Origin of the sequence: Vibrio penaeicida (genome assembly GCF_030689305.1) — a bacterium.
Lineage (GTDB): Bacteria > Pseudomonadota > Gammaproteobacteria > Enterobacterales > Vibrionaceae > Vibrio > Vibrio penaeicida_B.
Genome location: NZ_JAUYVM010000023.1, coordinates 60,320 through 84,293, shown reverse-complemented (window position 1 = coordinate 84,293; position 23,974 = coordinate 60,320). Strand labels below are relative to the sequence as shown.

General features: G+C 45.4%; 23 protein-coding genes. 5 read left to right on the top strand and 18 right to left on the bottom strand.

The features are described 5' to 3' along the window. Together Q8W40_RS25085 and Q8W40_RS25080 are read right to left on the bottom strand one after the other, a co-directional pair. Positions 1-282: uracil-DNA glycosylase family protein (locus Q8W40_RS25085; RefSeq protein WP_370693429.1), on the bottom strand; the 282-nt coding region annotated here is incomplete at its 3' end. A 3-nt stretch (positions 283-285) separates the two neighbouring features. After that, on the bottom strand, positions 286-1,212 hold the full coding sequence (locus Q8W40_RS25080; RefSeq protein ID WP_305401171.1) for a D-2-hydroxyacid dehydrogenase: 927 nt from the start codon (positions 1,210-1,212) through the stop codon (positions 286-288). 70 nt (positions 1,213-1,282) lie between these two features. Here Q8W40_RS25080 and Q8W40_RS25075 point away from each other — a divergent pair, with 70 nt between their 5' ends. After that, on the top strand, positions 1,283-1,879 hold the full coding sequence (locus Q8W40_RS25075) for a YjaG family protein (RefSeq protein WP_305401169.1): 597 nt from the start codon (positions 1,283-1,285) through the stop codon (positions 1,877-1,879). 37 nt (positions 1,880-1,916) lie between these two features. Here Q8W40_RS25075 and Q8W40_RS25070 read toward each other — a convergent pair whose 3' ends face one another. After that, positions 1,917-2,246 (bottom strand): hypothetical protein, encoded by a 330-nt coding sequence (locus tag Q8W40_RS25070; RefSeq protein ID WP_305401167.1) that lies wholly within the window; start codon positions 2,244-2,246, stop codon positions 1,917-1,919. Between the two features lie 103 nt (positions 2,247-2,349). On the opposite strand from Q8W40_RS25070, the gene Q8W40_RS25065 reads away from it, so the two are divergent. Continuing rightward, positions 2,350-3,237 carry a LysR family transcriptional regulator gene (locus Q8W40_RS25065; RefSeq protein ID WP_305401165.1) on the top strand — a complete coding sequence of 296 codons (888 nt, stop codon included), beginning with the start codon at positions 2,350-2,352 and terminating at the stop codon, positions 3,235-3,237. 60 nt (positions 3,238-3,297) lie between these two features. On the opposite strand, the gene Q8W40_RS25060 is transcribed toward Q8W40_RS25065, so the two are convergent. Then, positions 3,298-4,398 (bottom strand): CNNM domain-containing protein, encoded by a 1,101-nt coding sequence (locus Q8W40_RS25060; RefSeq protein WP_305401163.1) that lies wholly within the window; start codon positions 4,396-4,398, stop codon positions 3,298-3,300. 262 nt (positions 4,399-4,660) lie between these two features. Here Q8W40_RS25060 and hupA point away from each other — a divergent pair, with 262 nt between their 5' ends. Beyond that, positions 4,661-4,933, top strand: a complete 273-nt coding sequence (gene hupA, locus Q8W40_RS25055; protein WP_101114240.1) for a nucleoid-associated protein HU-alpha — start codon at positions 4,661-4,663, stop codon at positions 4,931-4,933. 39 nt (positions 4,934-4,972) lie between these two features. Continuing rightward, on the top strand, positions 4,973-5,671 hold the full coding sequence (locus Q8W40_RS25050; protein WP_305401161.1) for a DUF1481 domain-containing protein: 699 nt from the start codon (positions 4,973-4,975) through the stop codon (positions 5,669-5,671). A gap of 144 nt (positions 5,672-5,815) precedes the next feature. Here the strand turns inward: Q8W40_RS25050 and purD are convergent, their stop codons facing one another. Together purD and purH are read right to left on the bottom strand one after the other, a co-directional pair. Then, a complete protein-coding gene (gene purD, locus Q8W40_RS25045) occupies positions 5,816-7,105 on the bottom strand; it encodes a phosphoribosylamine--glycine ligase (RefSeq protein ID WP_305401159.1) in 1,290 nt (429 codons plus the stop codon). Between the two features lie 283 nt (positions 7,106-7,388). Beyond that, a complete protein-coding gene (gene purH, locus Q8W40_RS25040; RefSeq protein ID WP_104400387.1) occupies positions 7,389-8,981 on the bottom strand; it encodes a bifunctional phosphoribosylaminoimidazolecarboxamide formyltransferase/IMP cyclohydrolase in 1,593 nt (530 codons plus the stop codon). Positions 8,982-9,303: 322 nt separating this feature from the next. Between purH and zntR the strand changes: the two genes are divergently transcribed. Next, positions 9,304-9,747: a Zn(2+)-responsive transcriptional regulator gene (gene zntR / locus Q8W40_RS25035; protein ID WP_101114234.1), complete on the top strand. Its 444-nt coding sequence runs from the start codon at positions 9,304-9,306 to the stop codon at positions 9,745-9,747. A gap of 125 nt (positions 9,748-9,872) precedes the next feature. Here zntR and adhP read toward each other — a convergent pair whose 3' ends face one another. From adhP to Q8W40_RS24975, 12 genes are all read right to left on the bottom strand, one after another. Then, positions 9,873-10,886 (bottom strand): alcohol dehydrogenase AdhP, encoded by a 1,014-nt coding sequence (gene adhP / locus Q8W40_RS25030; RefSeq protein ID WP_305401155.1) that lies wholly within the window; start codon positions 10,884-10,886, stop codon positions 9,873-9,875. A 184-nt stretch (positions 10,887-11,070) separates the two neighbouring features. Then, positions 11,071-12,714 (bottom strand): methyl-accepting chemotaxis protein, encoded by a 1,644-nt coding sequence (locus Q8W40_RS25025; RefSeq protein ID WP_305401154.1) that lies wholly within the window; start codon positions 12,712-12,714, stop codon positions 11,071-11,073. A 348-nt stretch (positions 12,715-13,062) separates the two neighbouring features. Continuing rightward, positions 13,063-13,359 (bottom strand): DNA-binding transcriptional regulator Fis, encoded by a 297-nt coding sequence (gene fis / locus Q8W40_RS25020; RefSeq protein WP_002542007.1) that lies wholly within the window; start codon positions 13,357-13,359, stop codon positions 13,063-13,065. Between the two features lie 24 nt (positions 13,360-13,383). Continuing rightward, positions 13,384-14,352, bottom strand: coding sequence for a tRNA dihydrouridine synthase DusB (dusB, locus tag Q8W40_RS25015; RefSeq protein WP_305401137.1), 969 nt, complete (start codon positions 14,350-14,352; stop codon positions 13,384-13,386). 150 nt (positions 14,353-14,502) lie between these two features. Beyond that, entirely contained in the window at positions 14,503-15,390 is an 888-nt protein-coding gene (gene prmA, locus Q8W40_RS25010; protein ID WP_305401135.1) for a 50S ribosomal protein L11 methyltransferase, read from the bottom strand. Between the two features lie 122 nt (positions 15,391-15,512). Then, positions 15,513-16,856, bottom strand: a complete 1,344-nt coding sequence (gene accC, locus Q8W40_RS25005) for an acetyl-CoA carboxylase biotin carboxylase subunit (protein WP_101114224.1) — start codon at positions 16,854-16,856, stop codon at positions 15,513-15,515. A 14-nt stretch (positions 16,857-16,870) separates the two neighbouring features. Continuing rightward, positions 16,871-17,332, bottom strand: coding sequence for an acetyl-CoA carboxylase biotin carboxyl carrier protein (gene accB, locus Q8W40_RS25000; RefSeq protein ID WP_305401133.1), 462 nt, complete (start codon positions 17,330-17,332; stop codon positions 16,871-16,873). 82 nt (positions 17,333-17,414) lie between these two features. Continuing rightward, entirely contained in the window at positions 17,415-17,867 is a 453-nt protein-coding gene (gene aroQ, locus Q8W40_RS24995; RefSeq protein WP_305401132.1) for a type II 3-dehydroquinate dehydratase, read from the bottom strand. A gap of 250 nt (positions 17,868-18,117) precedes the next feature. Continuing rightward, positions 18,118-19,023, bottom strand: coding sequence for a DMT family transporter (locus Q8W40_RS24990; protein WP_305401130.1), 906 nt, complete (start codon positions 19,021-19,023; stop codon positions 18,118-18,120). 212 nt (positions 19,024-19,235) lie between these two features. Then, complete coding sequence (gene acs, locus Q8W40_RS24985) at positions 19,236-21,185, bottom strand: acetate--CoA ligase (protein ID WP_101114217.1); 1,950 nt, start codon at positions 21,183-21,185, stop codon at positions 19,236-19,238. Positions 21,186-21,376: 191 nt separating this feature from the next. Beyond that, positions 21,377-22,012 carry a 3'-5' exonuclease gene (locus Q8W40_RS24980; RefSeq protein WP_126609123.1) on the bottom strand — a complete coding sequence of 212 codons (636 nt, stop codon included), beginning with the start codon at positions 22,010-22,012 and terminating at the stop codon, positions 21,377-21,379. Positions 22,013-22,050: 38 nt separating this feature from the next. Beyond that, the gene (locus Q8W40_RS24975; protein WP_305401127.1) at positions 22,051-23,877 is read right to left on the bottom strand and encodes a DUF294 nucleotidyltransferase-like domain-containing protein; all 1,827 of its coding nucleotides are present in this window, start codon (positions 23,875-23,877) and stop codon (positions 22,051-22,053) included. Positions 23,878-23,974: the final 97 nt, after the last annotated feature.

The window sequence follows — 23,974 nt, the reverse complement described above, 5'->3', positions numbered from 1 at the left end:
TGAGCCGTATGCAGTGAAAGTTGCACGTACGGTTCTTAGAGGGGCGGCACTTGGTAACAAGTGTCGTCTACTCGACATATTTAGCCACTTTCTTAACCTATCGCCACTGGGGTCATTCCAAGGAATGGAAGAGTGATGCACTTTTGTTCCAGGAGCTTGACCAATAATGAGTAAGCGCGCACTTTCAGAAGCTTGAATAATTGGATTTGCACCAAGAGGCAGTTCGGGCTCACATAACTTGCATTGTCGAACATCGCTGAGAAGCGCAGTGAGCTCACTCATCGATCAGTAACCTTTTTTGAAATCGACTAAGTTTTGCAGTTTAAACCCGTCATACCATCTTAAGTAGTTTTCTTTGAACTGATCGAAAACTTGATGAGGAAAACTGACGGCAGCAATATGAGGTGTAACGGTGATTTTATCGTGCAGCCAAAATGGTGAGGACTTCGTCAAAGGCTCTTGCTCAAATACATCGAGGAACGCATGAGCGATGTTGCCGTTTTCTATAGCCGGAATTAAATCGTCTTCCACAAGTACATCTCCACGCCCTACGTTAAAGAGTAATGCGTTATCGGCATGCGCTAGCCTAGCGGCATTCAAGTAGCCACGCGTATCTTCTGTTGAAGGAAGGGTGCTGACGATGATATCGGCATCTTTTACGGCAGATCGGAATTCACCGACATGGAAGGTGTATTTAAAAGGAGAAGCCTTTGCTGGGATCCCTGTTCGGTTGACCCCTCCAGTTTTCATGCCTAATGCGTTACACACTTTAGCAAGATGGCAGCCAATATCACCTGTTCCAAGTATTAATATCGACTTGTCGTCAAGAGATTGATAAGGGTGAGGTTGCCATTGAGACTTCAATTGTTGTTGCTGATAAGTAAATAGGTGGCGGAAATAATTGATCGTGTGCCCAACGACATACTCAGAAATTTGCTGACCGAAAATACCTTTTACATTGGTAAGATCATAATCTTGTCTGAGACCGCTTGCCACCAAAGCATCCACACCGGCGAAGGTAGATTGCAACCACTCCATTTTGGAAAACTGGTTTAAATCGTGGGCAACCAAAGGGGGATCGGCCAATACAATGTTCGCGAGGCTTTTGTCTTGAGTAATGACAAGGTCGTCTAGCTGTGCGTTGTTGAGCATTGAAGTGTATTCAGCATGATCTTTCGATGCGATGTACAATTTGTTGGTAAAATTATTCATAGGCTTGCTTTTTTCCCTCTGGCGAATCAAGTACACTTCCGCTGTCTTTTCCTACAATCGTTGAGTCACCATGTTACAGAACCCACTCCAGATTCGCCTAGAAAAGTTTGAACCTTGGCAGCAAATTACGTTTATGGCGTCTCTTTGCGAGCGTATGTACCCCAATTATGCGGCTTTTTGCCAGAATACAGAGTTTGCAGAATCTCGTGTCTACAAAGATATTTTAGACAGTGTTTGGGAGATGCTCACGGTTAAAAGCGCAAAAGTAAATTTTGAGCGTCAACTCGAAAAGCTAGAAGAACTTATCCCGTCTACTGATGAGTTTGATTTTTATGGTGTTTACCCTGCGGTTGATGCCTGCATCGCCTTATCAACACTTTTGCATGGCTTACTGGACAGAGACACGTTGTTTGAATCCATGCTTAAAGTCAGTGAGCAGTCGGTTAATACCGTAGCGCAATTGGAAGAAGCTCAGACTGGTGAAGAAATAACGAATGAAAACCAGAAAGAAAATGAAGCCGTGTGCGCAGAGTGGGATGTGCAGTGGGCAATCTTCCGCCCGTTAAAAGAGACGGAAGAGAGAGACATCGAACTGATAAAGGATTTACGCCAAGAACTGCGTGATGACCCTATCAGCAATATCGGGATAGAACTCGCTTACGACTAAAAAATTAGGCTCCGATTGGAGCCTTTTTTATTTTTTTCTAACTAAACAGCGCCAGTTCTGAAGAGGCATGCTGCGGTGTTAATACTTGAATAATGACAGATTCAGGCTCGATCAGCGTCATCAAGTTCGCCAGCGAGTTCTTTTTGGCCATTAATTGATTTGAGTTGTGCGCATCCTTTGCCGATTTCCAATAATAGAGTTGAAGCCATTTCCCTTCTTCGCTCAACGACAATGTCTCATGGATAAATCCGGGCAAATCTTTCAAATCTTCAAGCATGGATTCAACTGATTGAATCATCGCTTTGTCTGTCACATCTTCTTTTGCTTTCCAACTGACAGTTTCGATAACGTAGCGTGGAATACTCATTAGGGAGCCTCATGTATGAAAAAACATCGTCATTCTATTTGTTGTTATTTTGGAAATAATCACCAAAAATGGAATGCATGTGTTTCTGAAATGGAACGAAAAGGTGACAAACTTTAAACATGCGGTGTTATTTCGAAAAGTGGTTGAGTTGGGTTCGATGGCGGGCGCAGCCAAAGCTCTAAATGTGACTCCATCTGTCATAAGCAAGCGTGTGGCGGAACTTGAGGATAGTTTAGGCGTACAGTTATTGATTCGAACAACCCGAAAACTTGAAGTGACTGAGGCGGGTGAATATTTTTACCAGACGTTTTGCCAAATAGGTGGGGATTGGGAAGAACTGATAACGGAAGTGGCGAGGTTGGGAGAGCGTCCAGCAGGGCTATTAACCATTGCTGCACCTGCGCTTGTTCATTCTAGGGTGTTAATGAGCTCGCTGAATTCGTTCTCGATGCTGTATCCAGATATTTCTTTCGATTTGAAAGGTGTGGATTACGAGGATATCCCCGTCAAGCACGCCGACATATCTCTATCTAGAGATGTAGAAGCATTGAACTCGGCTATGTTTGTTCGAGTACCCCTGTACTCTTACTCTAATCAACTGTTCGCATCTCCTGCTTATTTGTCAAAATATGGTATTCCCAAAACGCTGGGCGATTTAGAGCAACACCAGTGTCTTGCTTATGGTCAGCATACTTCATCATCAACGTGGGTATTTAAAGGCGGGGAAAGCGTCAGTTTTTCTCCGTACATGTGTTCCGATAATACGGAGATACTGATTCAGGCCGCTATAAATGGGCAGGGGATTATTTATGTACCCGAAATGATTCTGCAAAAAGAGTTAGCTCAGACTTGGCTAGTGCATCTCAATATTCAAGGTAGTGAAAGTAGGTTGTTTGAATTTGTCGCCTACTACAGAAAACAGCCCCATCTTCCGCGAAAATGTCGAGTCTTCTTAGATTTTTTAAAGCGCCAAAATGGCAATGGGCAGTAGAGAGCGCGCATCTATAAATAGCTCAAATATAAAAGGCTCCTATGAAGGAGCCTTGATGAGTTATTGATTTTTATCGGTGTTTTCGACAACAGGTGGCTCTGCCTCATCGTCGTCATCCCGACTTTCAATTACGCCATGTGTTTCTTTCCACTTTTCCCAGCGCTGGTTGGCTAAGAACTGCATGTCGCTTGTTTTGTCTGCTTCATCGACAATTTCTTCGCCGAGTAAGTACTCGAAGATGTCTTCAAGAGTCACAATACCTTGAATTGTGCCGTATTCATCCACAATTAGTGAGAGCTGTACGCGCTGCGCCATCATTTGGTCAAACGCTTTCGGTAACCCTTTATTGTTTAAGATTACGTGAATAGGGCGCATCACTGCCCCCAACTGTTTCCCACCTTCGCCAGATTGACGCATTCTAAATAGCTCCAATCGATGGACAAAACCAAGGATATTGTCGGTTTGTTGGCTGTAAACCAATGGGCGAGAAAAAGGCGTATCTTTATGATCTTCTAGGAACTCATTGATCGTCATCTCGGCATTGACGCGAAAAACAACTGGGCGTGGTGTCATTACTTGAGTAACAGGCACATCCTGAATGTTCAGTAAGTTATGCAAAATACGAGATTCGCCTTCTGCAAACTCCCCTGATTCTTTAGCCAATATCGCCATGGCTGACAGTTCGTCACGCATTTTAGGTGCTTGATGCCCATGTGCGAGACGTTTGGTGATCTGCTCTGAAAACCAAACAAAGGGTGTCAGTGCCCATACCATCCAGCGAAGTGTTGTTGCTGCAGATGGTGCAAGCTGTCGCCAGTATGTTGCACCTATGGTCTTAGGAACGATTTCAGAGAAGACAAGAATACCGAACGTAAGAACCGCGGAAAATACACCGAGCCACTGGCTACCAAATACAACAGCAGCTTGTGCACCTGCTGTGGCGGCGCCAATCGTGTGAGCAATCGTATTGAGCGTCAAGATGGAGGCGAGTGGTCTGTCTATGTCCTCCTTCAATTCATACAATTTATGAGCTGACGGATGACCTTGTTGTCGAAGCTGGGCTATATAGCTGGGGGTAATACTCAATAATACCGCTTCTAAAACTGAGCAGATAAATGACACTCCAATCGCAATGGAGACATATAAAGCGAGCAGTAACATAGTTTCCTACAATCAATTGTTAGCGTCGATATCAATAGAATCCCAATGGAAACTAACTATCGACTAAGTTATAAATCGGTTCTGAACAGGAGAAAAACAAGCTCAAGAGTGAGAAAACTCGTAACAAATTGTGAGGTAAAGCTCATAATCCGGCTAAAAAATCGGCAGAAGAGCGAAAGTGAGGTGACAAACCTTTGCCACAACAGGCATTTATGGATTACAGTGAATTAGATTTCGAAAAACATACAAGAAGGGAAACCTAATGAACAAGACCCAACTCATCGACTTCATCGCAGAAAAAGCTGATCTATCTAAAGCACAAGCAAAAGCAGCTCTTGAAGCGACTCTTGGTGGAGTGACTGAAGCTCTTAAAGAGGGTGACCAGGTTCAACTTATCGGTTTTGGTACATTCAAAGTAAACCATCGTGCAGCTCGTACTGGTCGCAATCCTAAGACTGGCGACGAGATTCAAATTGCAGCAGCGAATGTTCCGGCATTTGTCGCTGGTAAAGCGCTGAAAGAATCAGTGAACTAATCTATACTACGCCGAGTTTTTACTCGGCGTAGTTATTTTATGAAGCGATACTTTTACGCACCTCTGCTATTCGCCACGTTAGTTGGCTGTTCTTCAAGTTCTAACGCACCTCAAGCTAACCAGTATGCTTATTATTCTGGTGGGCAGTCTATTGGTGATTCCACAAGTTTTTATTGGTTTACCAAAAGGTTAGGCAGTGCTTATTCGGCTGCTGACTATGTGACGTCTGGAGATTACGGTTACTACCGTACCGATTATGCTTGGCAAGGGGATGTACTGCGTGAGTTGATTCGAGAAGGTTATCGAACCAATGATGAGCAAGAGCTCGTGCCTTATCGTGTCCATTTACGATTTAGCGCTTCTGGTGAGGCTGTTTATCAACAGTTAAGGTTGGATGGTAAAGTCCTGCCTATTCCCGAAAAACAAATCAAACGCTATCAACAAGAAGCCAATTTTGTTGTGGAAACAACGGAAGCCCAAGACAAGGAGAATTTAGAACTTGTCCAAGGGTATTGGGATGGCGAAACGTTTGAAACCTGTGATGACAGGGAATACGAAAAGTTAGCCTTCAACCAGACGCTTCCTAGCTTCGTAGTTAATCGTTTATCTACAGTAGATAGCTATGTAGCCTTTATTGGTCAAAAAGAGCTTAAAACGCTTTCTGTGAGTGATTTGCTGATGTTGTCAGAGGATAACCAGGATTGTATTAAGCGTCCGTCGTTTATCGAGCAGAACTAAGCTGTAAGTAAACTTGGTACATGCTGCTAAACAAATACAAAAAAGGCACTCAATGAGTGCCTTTTTTATTTTTACACGTACGATTGCTTTTACACGTGTGATTGCCTTTGCACGGCGACTGTTTTTTACGTGCGCGACTAAGCGTTACTTTTCTTGCTCACGAGCAATCGCTCGATAACCAATGTCGCTGCGATGGAATACACCTTCCCAGTGAATCTGTTTTGCAAGCTCGTAAGCACGTTGTTGTGCTTCCGATACGCTGTTACCCAGAGCAGTTGCACAAAGTACACGACCACCGTTGGTCACAATGTCGCCGTCTTTGTTGTCTGTTCCTGCGTGGAATACTTTCTCGCCTGCAGTTTCCTGTTGAGGAAGACCAGAGATCACATCGCCTTTGTTGTATGCCGCTGGGTAGCCACCGGCAGCCAATACAATACCGATGGACGCACGTGAATCCCATTTAGACTCAACTTGATCCAGCTTTTCGTCAATTGCAGCCAAACACAGTTCTACAAGATCGGATTCCATACGCATCATGATAGGCTGAGTTTCAGGGTCACCAAAGCGGCAGTTGTACTCAATCACTTTTGGTGTGCCATCTTTGTCGATCATCAGGCCTGCGTATAGGAAGCCTGTGTACGGGTGACCTTCAGAAGCCATGCCATTCACGGTAGGGTAAATAACCTCTTCCATAATACGGTTGTGGATTTCTTGAGTTACGACAGGAGCTGGAGAGTATGCCCCCATGCCGCCAGTGTTAGGACCTGTATCTTTATCACCTACACGCTTGTGGTCTTGGCTGGTGGCCATCGGAAGCACGTTTTTACCGTCGACCATCACGATGAAGCTCGCTTCTTCGCCGTCTAGGAATTCTTCGATAACCACTCGGCTACCTGCTTCACCAAATGCATTGCCAGCCAACATATCTTTAATAGCGTCTTCCGCTTCTTGCAATGTCATTGCAACGATTACGCCTTTACCAGCCGCAAGACCATCAGCTTTAACAACAATTGGTGCGCCTTGTTCACGAACGTAAGCTAACGCAGGCTCAATTTCTGTAAAGTTAGCGTAAGCCCCTGTAGGAATGGCGTGACGTGCTAAGAAATCTTTTGTGAACGCTTTAGAGCCTTCAAGCTGAGCTGCCGCTTCTGTTGGACCAAAGATAGGTAAGCCAGCTGCACGGAAAGCATCGACGACACCGATAACTAACGGCGCTTCAGGACCGACAATGGTCAGCTCAATGGCGTTTTCTTTGGCAAATGTGACAAGTGCTTCAATGTCTTCTACACCGATAGCGACATTTTCGAGTTTAGGCTCAAGCGCTGTCCCTGCGTTACCAGGGGCAACAAATACTGTTTCAACATTTGGGTTTTGTGCTGCTTTCCAGCCCAAAGCATGTTCTCTACCGCCGGCACCGATAATTAGTACATTCATGTTTTAAAATCCTTATAGCTGCTTCAGAGCCTTTATTTCTGTGTCAAACATGCTCACTTATGGTCATAAGCTCCGCGTGTTTTCCTTGAACTAAAGTCACTGACTTGCTCTACGTATTTTAAATATTGGAATATTTAAAAAAACAAAATTATAAGTCTTGCTCAAAGTAGTTGGTGATGTGGCTAGGCAGCAATTGAGCCCATCCCCGGGAGCATAATCCGCTATGTGACCGGGGTGGGCGAAAGCAGCTAACAACGCCACAGTGCCAAATACGAAGAGGAAATTAGTGGCGGAAGTGACGCATGCCAGTAAAGATCATCGCCATGCCGTGTTCATCTGCAGCTGCAATAACTTCGTCATCACGCATAGAGCCACCTGGTTGAATCACGCATTTGATGCCCGCTTCTGCAGCGGCATCGATACCATCGCGGAATGGGAAGAATGCGTCAGAGGCCATAACACAGCCCTCAACTTGAAGACCTTCGTCTGCGGCTTTGATACCAGCGATTTTCGCTGAGTAAACGCGGCTCATTTGACCTGCGCCTACACCGATAGTCATGTCGCCTTTCGAATAAACGATCGCGTTGGATTTCACGTACTTCGCAACTTTCCAACAGAATAGCGCGTCTTTTAGCTCTTCTTCTGTTGGTTGGCGTTTAGAAACCACTTTAAGGTCAGACGCTTCAACCATACCTTGGTCACGATCTTGAACTAACAGGCCGCCGTTAACGCGTTTCACGTCAAAGCCAGTCGTCTTAGTTGTCCACTCGCCACACTCAAGTAGGCGAAGGTTTTTCTTAGCCGCTACGATTTCTACTGCTTCAGCTGAAACAGAAGGGGCAATGATAACTTCAACGAATTGACGTTCGGTGATAGCCGTTGCTGTTGCAGCGTCTAGTTCACGGTTGAATGCGATGATACCGCCAAATGCAGACGTTGGATCCGTTTTGAATGCACGGTCGTAAGCTTCTAGGATGTTTTCACCTAGTGCTACGCCACATGGGTTAGCGTGCTTAACGATCACACATGCTGGCTCGTCGAATTCTTTCACACACTCAAGAGCTGCGTCAGTGTCAGCGATGTTGTTGTAAGACAGTGCTTTACCTTGGATTTGGCGAGCAGTAGACACTGATGCTTCTTCAGGGTTTGCTTCAACGTAGAATGCTGCAGCTTGGTGGCTGTTCTCACCGTAGCGCATGTCTTGTTTTTTCTCGAACTGTTGGTTGAACGTGCGAGGGAACTTGCTTTCTTCATCACCTTCTTTGTTCTCGCCGTAGCTAGGAACCATAGTGCCGAAGTAGTTAGCGATCATGCCGTCGTAAGAAGCTGTGTGCTCGAATGCAGCGATAGCTAGGTCGAAGCGAGTCTCTAGGGTTAGAGATTTGTCGTTTGCGTCCATTTCAGCCACAACACGGTCGTAGTCGTGTGCGTTCACAACGATAGTGACGTCTTTGTGGTTTTTCGCTGCAGAGCGAACCATTGTTGGACCACCGATATCGATGTTCTCAACAGCGTCAGCAAGGGTGCAACCTTCTTTAGCAACAGTTTCTGCGAATGGGTATAGGTTAACCACAACCATATCGATTGGGTTGATGCCGTGTGTTTCCATGATCGCATCGTCTTGACCGCGACGACCAAGAACACCACCGTGAACTTTTGGATGAAGCGTTTTAACGCGACCGTCCATCATCTCAGGGAATCCGGTGTAATCGGATACTTCGGTTACAGAGATGCCTTGTTCGGCAAGAAGGCGGGCTGTGCCACCAGTAGACAGGATATCAACACCGCGGTCAGCAAGAGATTTTGCAAACTCAACGATACCAGTTTTGTCTGATACGCTGATAAGAGCGCGGCGAATAGGACGAGCGTTATTCATTGCTTCCATCTTCCTCAAATTCACAGAGTAGTTAGATTAAAGATATTTGCCAAAAATGTACTTGTTCTTACGCCCATTAAGGATAAATAGAATTATCATTCCTTAGGTCATGCCATTATTATTAGAGGCATGTGAGCAAAGATATTGGCCAGTTTTGGTAAAGACCTTTGATTGGTCGATGTATTCATTTCAACTCGAAATTTGATGGCGCGTATTCTAACTAAATTATTACAAAAAAGCTCGCGCAATCGTTTGGCGTCACAAAAATAATTAGGAAAATCCGTTTTTGACACCAAAATCGTAACAATAAGGTTAAAAAAACATGTTTCAGATTGGTGAGTTAGCCAAAAGGTGCGAAGTCAGTACTGACACCTTGCGCTTCTACGAAAAGAATAAACTGATATCGCCGGCTGGCCGAAGTGAGTCCGGTTATCGGCTTTATGATGAAGAAAATCAAAAACAGGTTCAGTTTATCCTCAAATCCAAATCTCTTGGGTTGAGTTTGGATGAAATTCGTGAACTTTTAGATATTAAGTTAGAAGCGACAGAACACAGTTGCGCTGAAGTTAAGTCGATCACGTCAGCGAAACTGACTCTTATCGATGAAAAAATTCATGACTTAACACGAATTCGTCGAGCATTGAAGAAAATCAATGATGCGTGCTGTGGGCACGTCGATGACGATGCTAGCCATTGTTCAATTCTTGAGGCATTGGCAGGAGAAAAAGTGCATGGTCGTGGAGTTTGCTGTGATGAGCGACAATAAATCACGTCGCTTAAAATAGCTATTCGGCTTAATTGTGAATGAAAATGGGCAGCTATGGAGCTGCCCATTGTGTCTCTGCAGTTTAGGATTACTGAGTTTGGTAACGGAATATAGGTAACGGAAGGTTACGAAAATTCCATCACGATTCGACCCGTAATTTCACCTTTTTCCATATCGGCAAAGATGTCATTGATGTCTTCAAGCTGCTTTACTTCCGTGATGGCTTTCACTTTACCATCAGCGGCAAATTGCAGACATTCTTGCAGATCTTTTCGCGTACCTACAATAGAACCAATCACCTTCACACCATTCAATACGGTATCAAAAATAGGGATAGGCATGTCTTCAGGGGGCAACCCAACCAATACGCATGAACCGCCACGTCGGATGGCTCTGTATGCTTCTTGGAACGCAGGTTTGGATACTGCGGTGCAGACAACACCATGTACCCCTCCAACTAGCTCCTGAATGACTTCAGAAGGCTTTTGCTTCATGAAATCGATACAATGAGTTGCGCCTAGTTCTTTTGCCAATGCCAGCTTCTCATCTCCGGTATCCACCGCGATGACATTCATACCCATAGCTACTGCGTATTGAATCGCTAAGTGACCTAAACCACCTGCACCAATAATCGCGACCCATTGCCCAGGCTTTACACTGGTGACTTTCAAGGCTTTGTAGGTGGTTACGCCTGCACAAAATAAAGGTGCAGCATCGACGTAGTTGAGACCTTCAGGAATTTTAATCGCATATTCGCCATTCGCGAGGCAGTATTCGGCATACCCGCCATCGACAGAGTAGCCAGCATTATGCTGATCGAGGCAGAGGGTTTCCTGACCTTCTAAGCAGTAATCACAATGACCACAAGCACTATACAGCCATGGAATTCCAACGCGATCCCCTACTTTTAAGTGGTGGATCTCACTGCCGACTTCGACAACTTCACCTACGCCTTCATGTCCGGGGACCAATGGCATTTTAGGCTTCACAGGCCAATCACCATGACAGGCGTGTAAATCGGTGTGGCATACGCCACAAGCGTGGATCTTAACTAACACATCGCGTGCCTTTACGTTTGGCAGCGGAATATCTTTAATGACCAGCGGTCCTTTAAACTCATTCACCACAGCGGCTTTCATGGGATTCTCCATCAGTGACTAAATGTTTTCGATAATCATTCTCATTTATATGATATGAAATTAAATTGATATAGGTCACGAAAGGTGATGAAAATGAAATGCGGTTTCCGGTGTGTGATAAACAACAAAAAACGCCACTCGATGTGGCGCTTTAGAGTGTTTATCTAATCACAGCTTGAATCAATCAAACCTTGAAATGGTGGATGATTTTTTGGAGGTTTTGCCCATTACTAAGCAATACTTCACTTGCCTGTGCAACTTGCGTTGCTTGGGCTGCCGACTGATCGCTGTTTTCTGAAATGATGACCAAATTTTTACTGATCTCTTCGGTAGCAAGAGTTTGCTGAGCACTTGAATCGGCTATTTGCTGGTTAAGATCCAAAATATGGCTGATTTGTTGCCCAATTTCGGCCAGTGTTTCTCGTGCTTCCTTAGCTTGTCCGTGGGTGGCATTGGATTGGACTTGTGTTTTCTCCATTGCAGAGGTAACCGTTTTTGCTCTAGCTTGTAGGTTACCTACAATTTGTTCTATCTCATCAGTACTTGCTTGCGTCCGAGTTGCTAAGGTACGCACTTCATCGGCCACAACCGCAAAGCCTCGTCCTTGTTCCCCTGCACGAGCGGCTTCAATAGCTGCGTTGAGTGCCAATAAGTTAGTTTGCTCAGCAATACCCCGAATAACATCCAATACCGTACTCACCGTTTCAGAATCCTGAGCAAGTTGAAGGGTACTTTTTTCCGTTTCTGTCAGTAGGTCGGACAGTGAGCTCATATGGCTCGTCGCACTATCGATAACACTAACCCCTTGCTCACCCAATTGTGCAGCTTGTTGTGCAGCATCTGCGGCAGAAGAGGCTGACGTAGCGACCTCTTGATTACTGGCGTGGAGTTCATTCATCGCAGAGGCGACCGTATCGACGGATTGATGTTGTTCACCGGCCTTCATTGACGCATCTGACGCCACTTGGTTAAGCTGTGTTGCGGCGCTAGTAATGCCTTCACTTACTGGAATCATGTCGGTGACGATAGAGCGTATTTTGTTGGTAAATAGATTAAAAGCCGCTGCGATGTGGCTGAGCTCATCCTTGCCATTGGAAGGTAAATCTTTGGTGAGGTCGCCATCTCCTTCGGCGATATCATTAAGTGCTTCTTCGGTTTCAACACAAGGTTTGGTTATGCTGTAGCCAAACCAAGTGGCAATTAGAGCCATGGTAATCAAGCAGGCAATAATAATCATAATGATTGACTGGGCACGCTCCCAAAACAATGCGTCTACATCATCAATGTATACCCCACTTCCGACAATCCACCCCCATGGTTCATGGAGCTTTACATAAGACACTTTTTCTACGTCTACTTCCGAACCTGGTTTCGGCCACATGTAATTGACGAATCCACCGCCGTTGTTTCGTTTAACCTCATTAACAAATTCAATGAACAGTGATTTTCCGGTGGGATCTTTTACACCAGACAAATCCTTACCATTAAGTTGAGGTTTAATTGGGTGGTTAACCATGTAAGGGCGGGTATCGTTTACCCAGAAGTAGTCATTTTTCTCGTACCGCAGCCCATTTAGAGCGGACTTAGCTTGGGTCTGCGCTTCTACTTTAGAGAGCGTTCCATTTTTTTCGAGTTGGTAGAAATGATTAATTACACTGTGCGCTGTTTCGACCAAATGGCGAGTTTTTACTTGTTTAGCGGTGAGTAGGTCACCGTAGTAAGCGTATTTTATGTAAGCAAGAGGCGCTAGCATTAGTAACGCAATAGTGAGCGTCATAATGTACAGCCGTGATTTGATGGATACGGAGCGCAAGCTAATTCCATTCATATCGACAATCCTTTGTTTAGTGATTCGTTCGTGAAGCGTTATTCTTATTTTTTAAGCTACATTGTGCTCGTTACACGTCTACGACGTGTACCAATTTAAAGTTAGCCTTTAATTGATTATAAAAAGGAGAGCTAGATAGATAAATTCGACCAAAGGCACATAAAAGGATTGAATTCGGGCTACGTTAGGAAGGTGGTTAAGTATTTGCTTATGAAGAAAAACACTGCTGTGAGCTGTAGAATAATTTATTTGGTCTTTGTGTGAATGGATACGATGTTTTGATTCCAATAAAAAAAGCCCCGTCCAAGTGGGCGGGGCTTTAAAATTCGGTAGAAAACTGATCTGTGATTAGTTCATGCCGTATTTTTTAAGTTTCTTACGAAGCGTACCGCGGTTGATACCCATCATAGTTGCTGCGCGTGTTTGGTTACCACGAGTGTATTGCATGATGGTGTCTAGTAGTGGCTGCTCTACTTCTGCCAATACTAGTTCGTACAGGTCGTTGACTTCCTGGCCATTAAGTTGAGCAAGGTAGTTTTTAAGAGACGCTTTTACTGAGTCACGTAATGGCTTTTGAGTGATCTGGTCTTGTGAGGTCACTGTAGTTACTGTCAATGCTTCGGAAGTCAGATTTTGTTCGAACATATTCGGTCTAGCTCTTTTCTGTAATTATGATGCAACGTTATCAAAATAACCTTCTAGTGCGTCCAGTTGCAGCGGAGCCGCTTCTATAGCGTTGAAGGTACGGCGAAACTCACTTGCTTGCTCATGCTCTTTTAAGTACCAGCCAACGTGCTTACGCGCGATTCTAGGACCTAAAAACTCCCCATAAAACTCATGAAGTGCATTCACATGACCAAGCATAATGTCTTTCACTTCCAATACAGGAAGGGAAGCCATCGTGCTGCCGTTTTCCAAATAGTGGTGGATTTCCTGAAAAATCCACGGACGACCCTGGGCAGGGCGACCTATCATCAAAGCGTCCGCACCAGTATATTCCAGTACGAATTTGGCTTTTTCCGGGCTATCGATATCACCGTTAGCAATAACCGGTATGGAAACCGCCTGTTTAGCCGCTTTGATGCTTTCATATTCCGCCTCGCCTTTGTACATACAAGCCCGAGTTCGCCCATGTAGAGCAAGAGCTTGTATGCCGCAGTCTTCGGCCATTTTAGCAATTTGAACACAGTTCTTATTGTCTGTATTCCAGCCTGTACGGGTTTTCAATGTCACGGGAACATCAACGGCATTTACAACAGCGGTCAGTATCTTTTCGACAATGTCCGGGTGCTGAAGTAATGCTGAGCCGGCAAGCTTCTTGTTTACTTTCTTAGCAGGGCAACCCATATTGATATCGATAATTTGTGCACCATTATCGACATTATATTGAGCGGCTTCTGCCATCTGCTGGGGATCTGCCCCTGCAATCTGTACGGAGCGAATGCCCGATTCGCCTTCATGTACCATGCGTTGTTGGGATTTAGCTGTTTTCCATACTTTGGGGTTTGACGACATCATTTCACTGACAGCCAAGCCCGCACCGTATCGGAGACATAACTCTCGAAAGGGTCTATCGGTGACTCCTGCCATAGGAGCGACGATAAGATTGTTCTTAAGTTGATAGTTTCCGATCTTCAAAACAGCATTACAGTTCTATACCAGCAAGGGCGCGCATTTTACGCATTTTTTCGCAAAGAGAAAAGCTTAATTTTTGAGCATTTACAATTTGTTTTTTAAAATGCCTAAATTTCAGTCAATTAGAGTAGAAGTGCTTACTTTCTCTTGCTTTTAGGCATTTTTCTTGCCCGAGATTCGACACCATTCTGACTGTTCAACAATCGGATCGATGTTCAGTTCGTCTCGGTAGTAGTTTGCTACGTCTTCTGCTTGTGTATCTAACACACCAGACATCGCGAGCATGCCTTCAGGTTTAAGCAACCCTTTGATGACACCCGAGAGTTCACGCAGTGGTCCAGCAAGAATATTGGCAACCACAACGTCCGCAATAAGGTTATCAGGCTGATCTTGTGGCAGGAACAATTCGAGCTGTTCTGCTACACCATTTCGCTCTGCATTTGCTCTGGAAGCTTGAATCGCTTGTGGATCGATATCAATCCCAATCACTTTACTTGCACCCAGTTTGATTGCAGCGATCGCCAAAATGCCAGAACCACAACCAAAATCGATCACTGTTTTTCCTTCAAGATCAATTCCCTCAAGCCATTCAAGGCAGAGTGAGGTGGTTGGGTGCGTACCGGTGCCGAAGGCTAACCCTGGATCGAGCATAACGTTAACAGCGTTTGGATCAGGAATATCTCGCCAGCTTGGGCAAATCCACAAACGCTTGCCAAATTGCATTGGATGGAAGTTTTCCATCCATTCACGCTCCCAGTCTTTGTCTTCAAGTTGCTCGACTTTGTGCGCAAAACCATCTTCTAATAGACCGCTATCTGCAATTTGATTTAAGACTTGTTTGGTATCGGTTTCAGCGTCGTACAGTGCGACAACGTCCGTTTCACCCCATAAGCGAGTTTCACCCGGAAGCGGTTCGAAAACAGGAGTATCTTTGGCATCTAAAAAGGTAACGGATAATGCGCCTGTGTTTTCCATCAGCATATCGCCGATTTGTTCAGCGTTCTTGTCGCTCGCATTGAGTTTGATTTGAATCCAGGGCATGGAGTGCACCTTTTTGTCATATTGAAATTGGTGGAGGATTCTAGCTGATTTGGACAAAAAAAACACTCCCCGACACTTTCTCAAGTGCGGGGAGTGTTGTTTGTCTTTATCGGCGTAAACGCTTACTGAAGACCGAGTTTCTTCTCAAGGTAGTGAATGTTTGCACCACCGTGTTGGAAGTTCTCATCATTCATGATCATTTCTTGCAGAGACACATTGGTTTTGATGCCTTCAACGATCATTTCACCCAATGCGTTTTTCATACGAGCAATCGCAACATCACGGTTTTCACCAAAGGTGATCAGTTTACCAATCATTGAATCGTAATGAGGGGGTACTGTGTAGCCTGTGTAGATGTGTGATTCCCAACGTACGCCCATACCGCCAGGTGCATGGAAACGTTCCACCTTACCTGGAGAAGGCAAGAAGCGCTCTGGATCTTCGGCGTTGATTCGGCATTCAACCGCATGACCGCTGATCTTAATGTCGTCTTGAGTGTAAGAAAGCGGTTGACCAGCAGCAACACGAAGTTGTTCTTTGATGAGGTCTACGCCTGTTACCATTTCAGTAACTGGGTGCTCTACTTGAATACGCGTGTTCATTTCGATGAAGTAGAATTCGCCGTTTTCGTATAGGAACTCAAATGTCCCCGCACCGCGATAGCCAATTTCCAAACAAGCGCGCGTACAACGCTCACCGATGTATTTACGCATTTCTGCAGTGATACCCGGTGCTGGTGCTTCTTCCACTACTTTTTGGTGACGACGCTGCATTGAGCAATCACGTTCGCCTAGGTGGATTGCACCACCTTGACCGTCTGCAATGATCTGAACTTCAACGTGACGTGGGTTTTCTAGGAATTTCTCCATGTAAACGATGTCGTTGTTGAATGCTGCTTTTGCTTCCGCACGAGTCATTGCAATCGCTTCAATCAATTCCTCTTCGCTACGAACCACACGCATCCCACGACCGCCGCCGCCGCCAGAGGCTTTGATGATCACAGGGTAGCCAATGCGTTTCGCGTGGGCTTTGTTTTTGCTGCCATCGTCATCTAGCGGACCGTCTGAACCAGGCACGCATGGAACGCCTGCTTTTTTCATTGCAGTGATAGCGGAAACTTTGTCACCCATTATGCGGATGGTTTCGGCTTTAGGACCAACGAAAATGAAACCGCTGCGTTCAACTTGCTCTGCAAAGTCAGCATTTTCAGATAGGAAACCGTAACCAGGGTGAATGGCTATAGCACCTGTTACTTCGGCTGCAGAAATAATTCTTGGAATGTTTAGGTAGCTGTCGATACCACGAGCAGGACCAATACAAATGGATTCGTCTGCCAATAGTACGTGTTTAAGGTCACGGTCAGCGGTTGAGTGAACAGCTACCGTTTTAATACCCAGCTCTTTACATGCGCGAAGGATACGAAGTGCAATCTCACCTCGGTTCGCGATGACTAATTTATCTAGCATATAATCAGCCTCAGTTATTCGATGATAACGAGTGGTTGGTCAAACTCAACAGGTTGACCGTCTTCCACTAGAATGGCTGTAACTACGCCAGATTTGTCTGCTTCGATTTGGTTCATCATTTTCATTGCTTCAACAATGCAAAGCGTCTCGCCAGCTTTAACGCTTTGACCGATTTCGATAAATGATTTTGATTCTGGGCTTGGAGAGCGGTAGAAAGTACCGACCATTGGAGAAAGAACTTGGTGTCCAGCTGGTACAGCTTCAGCCGGTGCTTCCGCGGCTGCTGGTGTCGCCGGTGCAGCTACAGGGGCTGCCGCTGGAGCGACAGGCGCTGCTGCGTATTGAATAGGCGCCGCGATAGGAGCAGGACCTGAACGACTGATTCGTACTGACTCTTCACCTTCAGAGATTTCAAGCTCTGCGATGCCAGATTCTTCCACTAACTCAATCAGCTTCTTAATTTTACGAATATCCATCTTATTTTCTCTTTCTCAAATTAGGTGACTCTCAAGTTTCGAGAGTGTTCTGTGTCATGTATTACTTATTTGACTGCTGGTATTACCCATTTGACTGCAGGTGATTCACCGCTGCAGCCAATGCGAATTGGTAGCCTTGGGCACCCAAGCCACAAATTACCCCGACGGCTTTATCCGATAGGTAAGAATGATGGCGGAAAGGTTCACGTGCGTGAACGTTGGATAGGTGCACTTCAATGAACGGAATGTCGACGCCCAATAACGCGTCACGTAGAGCGACACTAGTATGGGTAAACGCTGCTGGATTGATAACAATGAAATCCACACTTCCCATGGCAGCATGAATGGCTTCAATCAGTTCGTACTCACGATTGGATTGCAGATGCTGGATCTCTACATCAAGCGAAATCGCCTGGTGTTCTAGTTCATCAATGATCTGAGAGAGCGTTTTAGATCCATAATGTGCCGGTTCACGGAGCCCCAAAAGATTAAGATTAGGACCGTTTAGAACCAGAATGCGTGATTTTGTAGCCATCGTGAGGTTATCTTCCTTTAACTAGAGGTTAAAATTCGACATTCCAAATTTTGTGAGCTGATAGTTAAATTTAGAGGTCTAAATTACCGTCTTGCTCAAATTAACTGTCGATTATAGACAATTCAGCGCAATTAGCAGCAAAATACTGGTCAAACCTCGACAATTTTATGTCAAAGATAAGGAAATTTGTGAGGAAGATAAAGAATCCGGACCCGCCTTCAAGGAGACAGTAGTGGCGAGCCCGGAAAACTTATTTGCTTGAGCGAGAAACCAACCATGTAGGAAGTTGTGGAACTTTGGCAATGACGATACCCATAAGTAAAGGCAGCAGCAGTTGCTGCGATAGCTCTGATAGGTGGTTATTGTTTATCCACGCGTCGAGAAGCAGCGCAACCACTGGGAATATGAGAAAACAGAGTGAAGCCGTGAAGGGTGCCGTCATTTGATTGAGGGAGAAGTACGCAACAATACCAATGACACTCGCAACAAGCCCAAGATAGACTACGGCATAGATCGATTCGTCAGTGAAGTAATGCACGTCTGGTTGCTCCATAAACAGTCCAACCACCAACAGTAATAGCGCGGCGATACCAGAAGGCAATGCGTTATAGGTGAGCACATGGATTCCCTTTGCGTACTTTTGAGTTAACACATACATGACGGCATGTATAAGCACGGCGCTTACGAGCGCTAGGATACCTGCGTTGTCATTGCTGTCACCCATCTCCAGTTCGCCTGATAGAATCAAACACAACGCGATGACGGCCATGCCTAATCCAAACAACTGGTGAGCAGAAAGACGCAATGACAAGCTGATCATAGAAACGGCTAAAACCGCGATTGGCATATTGGCAAAGATGATTGAGGCCAGCCCAGAAGAGATGTATTGCTCGCCCAATATCATCAAGGTAAAGGGAATCGCGAAGTAAAATACAGCGACAGCCACCATGAATTTTCGTTTGCCCTTTGGGAAAAGTAAGGCTTTTTTCATCAGCAGTGTCACAGCGATCAATAAAGGGGCAGAAATCAGGAACCGCAGACCTGTCGCGGTAATAGGAGGAATGGTTTCAACCGCGATTTCCATCGCCATCCATGTTGTACCCCATATCAAACAAACGGATACAAATGTGATAGTGCAAAGTAATTGTTTAGACATTGCTTTTATCTGTTGCTGAGAAGGTGCGTCTATTCTATGCAATCAGTAGGAGTGGTAATTTCTCAATGTAGCACGACTTTTTCGTATAAAGAGAAAGGCATTTTCTAATATGACGTTTTACAGAAAAATTTTCCTCGGCATGTATTTAAGATAAAAAAACCAGGTCAAAAGACCTGGCGAAGTAATAAAGGTGGAAATTAGGTTGAATCAGATTATGACAGGTTCTGATTTTCTTCGATGAGCTTATTCACCACGCTTGGATCGGCAAGTGTCGAAGTGTCGCCCAAGTTGCTGGTATCGCCTGTGGCGATCTTGCGTAAAATTCGACGCATGATTTTACCCGAACGCGTTTTCGGTAAAGAATCTGTCCAGTGCAATACGTCTGGTGTTGCGATAGGACCAATCTCTTTACGTACCCAGTTCTTCACTTCTTTGTGAAGTTCTGCACTTGGTATTTCACCGTCATTCAAGGTGATGTAGGCATAAATCGCCTGACCTTTGATGTCGTGAGGAACACCAACGATAGCCGCTTCTGCAATCTTATCGAAGGCAACCAACGCCGATTCAATTTCTGCAGTGCCCATACGGTGACCAGAAACGTTTAGTACATCATCCACACGACCTGTGATCCAGTAATAGCCATCTTCGTCACGGCGAGCACCGTCACTGGTGAAGTACATGCCTTTAAATGTAGAGAAATAGGTTTGTTCAAAGCGCTCGTGATCGCCATAAACAGTACGCATTTGCCCTGGCCAAGAGTCGAGAATCACAAGGTTACCGTCTGCAGCACCTTCAATGATGTTACCTACGTTATCGACAAGCGCCGGTTGTACGCCAAAGAATGGGCGTGTCGCTGAGCCCGGTTTCAATGCGGTTGCACCAGGCAGTGGTGAAATCAAAATACCACCTGTTTCTGTTTGCCACCAAGTATCTACGATAGGTGATTTTTCATCACCGATGGTTTTGTAGTACCACTCCCACGCTTCAGGGTTAATCGGTTCACCAACAGAACCCATGATGCGCAAGCTGCTGCGGTTTGTGCCTTCAACGGCTTCATTCCCTTTTGCCATTAAGGCGCGAATTGCCGTTGGTGCGGTGTAAAGAATGTTGACGTTGTGTTTGTCGACCACTTCGCTCATTCGGTTTGTTTTCGGGTAGTTAGGCACACCTTCAAACAAGATGGTTTTGGCACCGTTAGCAAGTGGCCCGTAAATAAGGTAAGTATGACCCGTGATCCAACCTACGTCTGCGGTACACCAGAAGGTTTCGCCTTGCTGGTAATCGAACACGTACTTAAATGTCATTGTTGCGTAGACGAGGTAACCACCTGTGGTGTGTAAAACGCCTTTTGGTTTACCAGTGGAACCGGAAGTGTAAAGAATGAAAAGTGGGTCTTCTGCGTTCATTTCTTCTGGCGGGCAATCATCCGATACAGCTGCGGTTGCTTCGTGCCACCAAACATCACGCTGCTCATCCCAAGCGACATCGCCACCTGTGCGTTTTAGAACCAATACTTTTGAAATGCTGTCGACTTCAGGGTTAGCCAATGCATCATCGACATTTTTCTTCAATGGAACCGCACGACCACCACGAACCCCTTCGTCTGCTGTAACAACAACTTTTGCGTTGGAATCAACAATACGACCTGCCAGTGCTTCTGGAGAAAAACCACCAAAAACGACAGTGTGAACAGCACCAATACGCGTACAAGCCAGCATTGCCACGGCAGCTTCCGGCACCATTGGCATGTATAAACAAACGACATCACCTTTCTTAACGCCTTGCTCTTTCAGGGCGTTAGAGAAACGGCAGACTTCTTTGTGGAGTTCATTAAAGGTCAGTGTTTTATCATCGGCTGGGTCATCCCCTTCCCAAATGATGGCAACTTCATTGCCGCGCTCGGCGAGGTGACGGTCGATACAGTTTGCAGAAACGTTGAGTGTTCCATCTTCAAACCAGCGAATATCGACGTGTCCAGTATCGAAGGAGGTTTGTTTTACGTTGGTGTAAGGTTTGATCCAATCTACGATTTTTCCGTGTTCGCCCCAAAAGCCCTCTGGGTCGCTAACAGATTGTTGGTACATCGCCAGATAAGTGTCGTTATCAGCGTGGGTCTTAGCTTTAATATTTTCTTTGACCGGATAAACGTGGGCTTCACTCATTGCTCTCTCCTTGTGAATTCAGCAAGTTCCATTATTTCCGAAATGATATGGAAATCGGTTGGTATTAACTCTCAGCTACCCCCAGTTTTTCTACAATTAGACTTTAGGATGATAAGGGGGCATTTGCCTTTATAAGCAGCGGCTTACTTAGAAAATTGAGAGGTGGATCAGGGCTTTAATTGCAGAGCAAGCTAACGCACATAGGCAGAGGTCAGAGCAGGTAGGTCGCCATAAGTGAGCCGAACGTAAACTAATGCAGCCGAAATGGCATCTTGCAGAGCATCGTGTTTGTTGTCTTGTGGGGGCAGACCCAAGTGCTTGCAGATGGCATCCAAACTGAGATCAAAATAAGCATTTGGTAGATGGCGCTCAAGCTTTTCGTGATAGATCTGGCTGACTTCCAACAAAGGGTTTGGAAGAGGAAAGCCCAAGTGGCGCTTACAGGCTAGATCAAGAATCGTTTTGTCATAACGGATGTGATAACCCACAACAGGACGGTTGCCAATGAATGCGATTAACGCCTCTAGTGCGTCTTTTTCGTTCATCCCCCCTGCAAGGTCACTATGGCGAATCTTGTGCACACAAACGGAATCCGCATTAAGAGATTGAGGTGCACGTAAACGAACATGGAATGGTTGGCTGGTGATGATACGGTTGCCAATGATTTTTGTGGCAGCAATAGTGACGAGTTCGGCTCGGTTAGGGTCTAGGCTGGTGGTTTCACAGTCGAGAGAAACAAATTCCGTTTCATGGGGCGCATCAAATAGTGATTGATACGGGTTTCCCTTTAATTTTCTGCGCCACCACCAGCGAAACACTCTATTCATATGACCTCTTTGTCTTTGTCTTTGTTTTTGTTTTTCTCTTAGTCACGGATTTGATAATGATAGCCTAGCCATTGCTTGAACTTTTTCACTACATGCAGGCTGTGCCTGAGAAGATCTCTTTCAGAGCGGTCCAGCAATTTGAGTTCTATATTGTTACCGCTGTGGTGCTCTGATAACTGCTGTGCTAAACGTAATTTAAAGAACAATTTGAGCGCTTCCGTCAGATTGTCTGCGGTGTCGGGCTCAAGAATTCGTTTGCTCTGTAGTGCTTCTATGCGGTCAAAGGTGTTCTTTTCACTTAAAGCGTATTCCAACGAAAGCGCTCGAATACCGTGCACAATGGGGAAAATACCACCTCTTTTTATATCGAGCCCATCTTTGCTTTTTTTTACGTTGCCAAACAGAGTTAGGGGCAAAGAAAATTGGAGAGCAGGGCGCGTAAAGTCGAGCAGCACTAGCATGTTGTTCTTCATGCTGTCGGAGATATGCTGTGCAACGGGGGTAAGTAACCCGTGGTTTCCCGCCACAGCGTGGGCATCGGTAAGGATGGCAAGTTTCATTACGTTCTCTGCTGTCCCCTTTGTGATCCATCGAGTCACAGTGCGTTGCCAATCACTTTGACTATGAACCCAATCGGGGTTATTCACCATGACTTTGCCGGGGCAAAGAGGGTAGCCGAGTTGCTGCAGAGTATGAGTAAATCGCTCCATGACTTCTTGGCATTCTGCCCATTCAACACCATCTTGTAATATCAGCGCATTGTCTTGGTCGGTTTTGAGTACCTGTTCCCCTCGTCCTTCTGAGCCCAATACGATCAGGCAGCATTTCTCGTGCATGGGGGAGGGAACGATAAGGTGGAAGGCTTTTTCAATGATTTGTTCGTTGACTGCAGAAATAAGCTCCATGATGAAGCGAGTTCGAATGCCGTTATTGATTAGGCTTTCAACCAAATGTCGCTGCCTATTGGCTGCAAGGGCGAGCTCTTCAATGGATTGAGCACGGGCAATACTGAGAGATAAAACGTGTGAGTGTGTCGAGAAGCTAGACAGTATTTGTGTCATGTCTAACATGCCAATGGGCTCACTGCCATTGCAAACCATCACACGCTTCATTCGTTGACGAGTCATGGTGATCATGGCGTTAAACAGGAAGTCGCCATCTTCGATGTAATACACAGGAAAGGTTGCAATGGTGCCTACAGGCGTATCCAGAGGGTGGTCATCTAACATGACGGCATGCAGCATGTTGGTTCGCGTAATAATACCAAATGGGTAAGGGGTTGAAGATTCGACCAGCCTCGGATCGTGCTTTTCCAATCGCACTAACGCACTGTCGATTGAGCGCTCTTTCATGAGTTTCGTTACGGCATTGAGTGGCTCATCGCTATCAAGAATCAGTACGGGATGATAAATGCTGTCATCGACTTTCGTTAGAATGAACTCCCCAAGGTTTTGCTGCTTTTGTGCCGCTTCGACCAGTTCTTGCCGTTTAGACAGGTTGGAATCGAAATAGGCAGAAAACTTCGGGTTGGTTTGGTATAGCTCGATAAAGACTTCACTTGGGAGCAAATAACTTAAGGTGTCTTCTAAGGCGATGTACTTGTGCTTAACGGTTCCTTCTAGCTGGGCGCGCACATCAAACAAATCATCGTTAGCATAATGTGCGAAGATTTCTTGATCGTCCCCTGAGCGTTCTTCTACTCCACCTTTTATCAGAATGTGTAACGCCGTCCCCGCTTGACCCGGCTTAAGTATGGTTTCATTTTCGCGGTAATACGCAACATCTAAGGACGCTCTTAGTCGTTCTTGTTCGTGCGTTGAAAGCCGATCAAAAGGAGCGGCGTTCATATTGAATTTATCAGGCATAGCTGAACAGCTCTAACACAATGACATTATCAATAGTGTTGGTAAAAAGTGAGATAAGCTCCAGACGACTTTGGTCTAATGGGTGCAGAGAACTTAG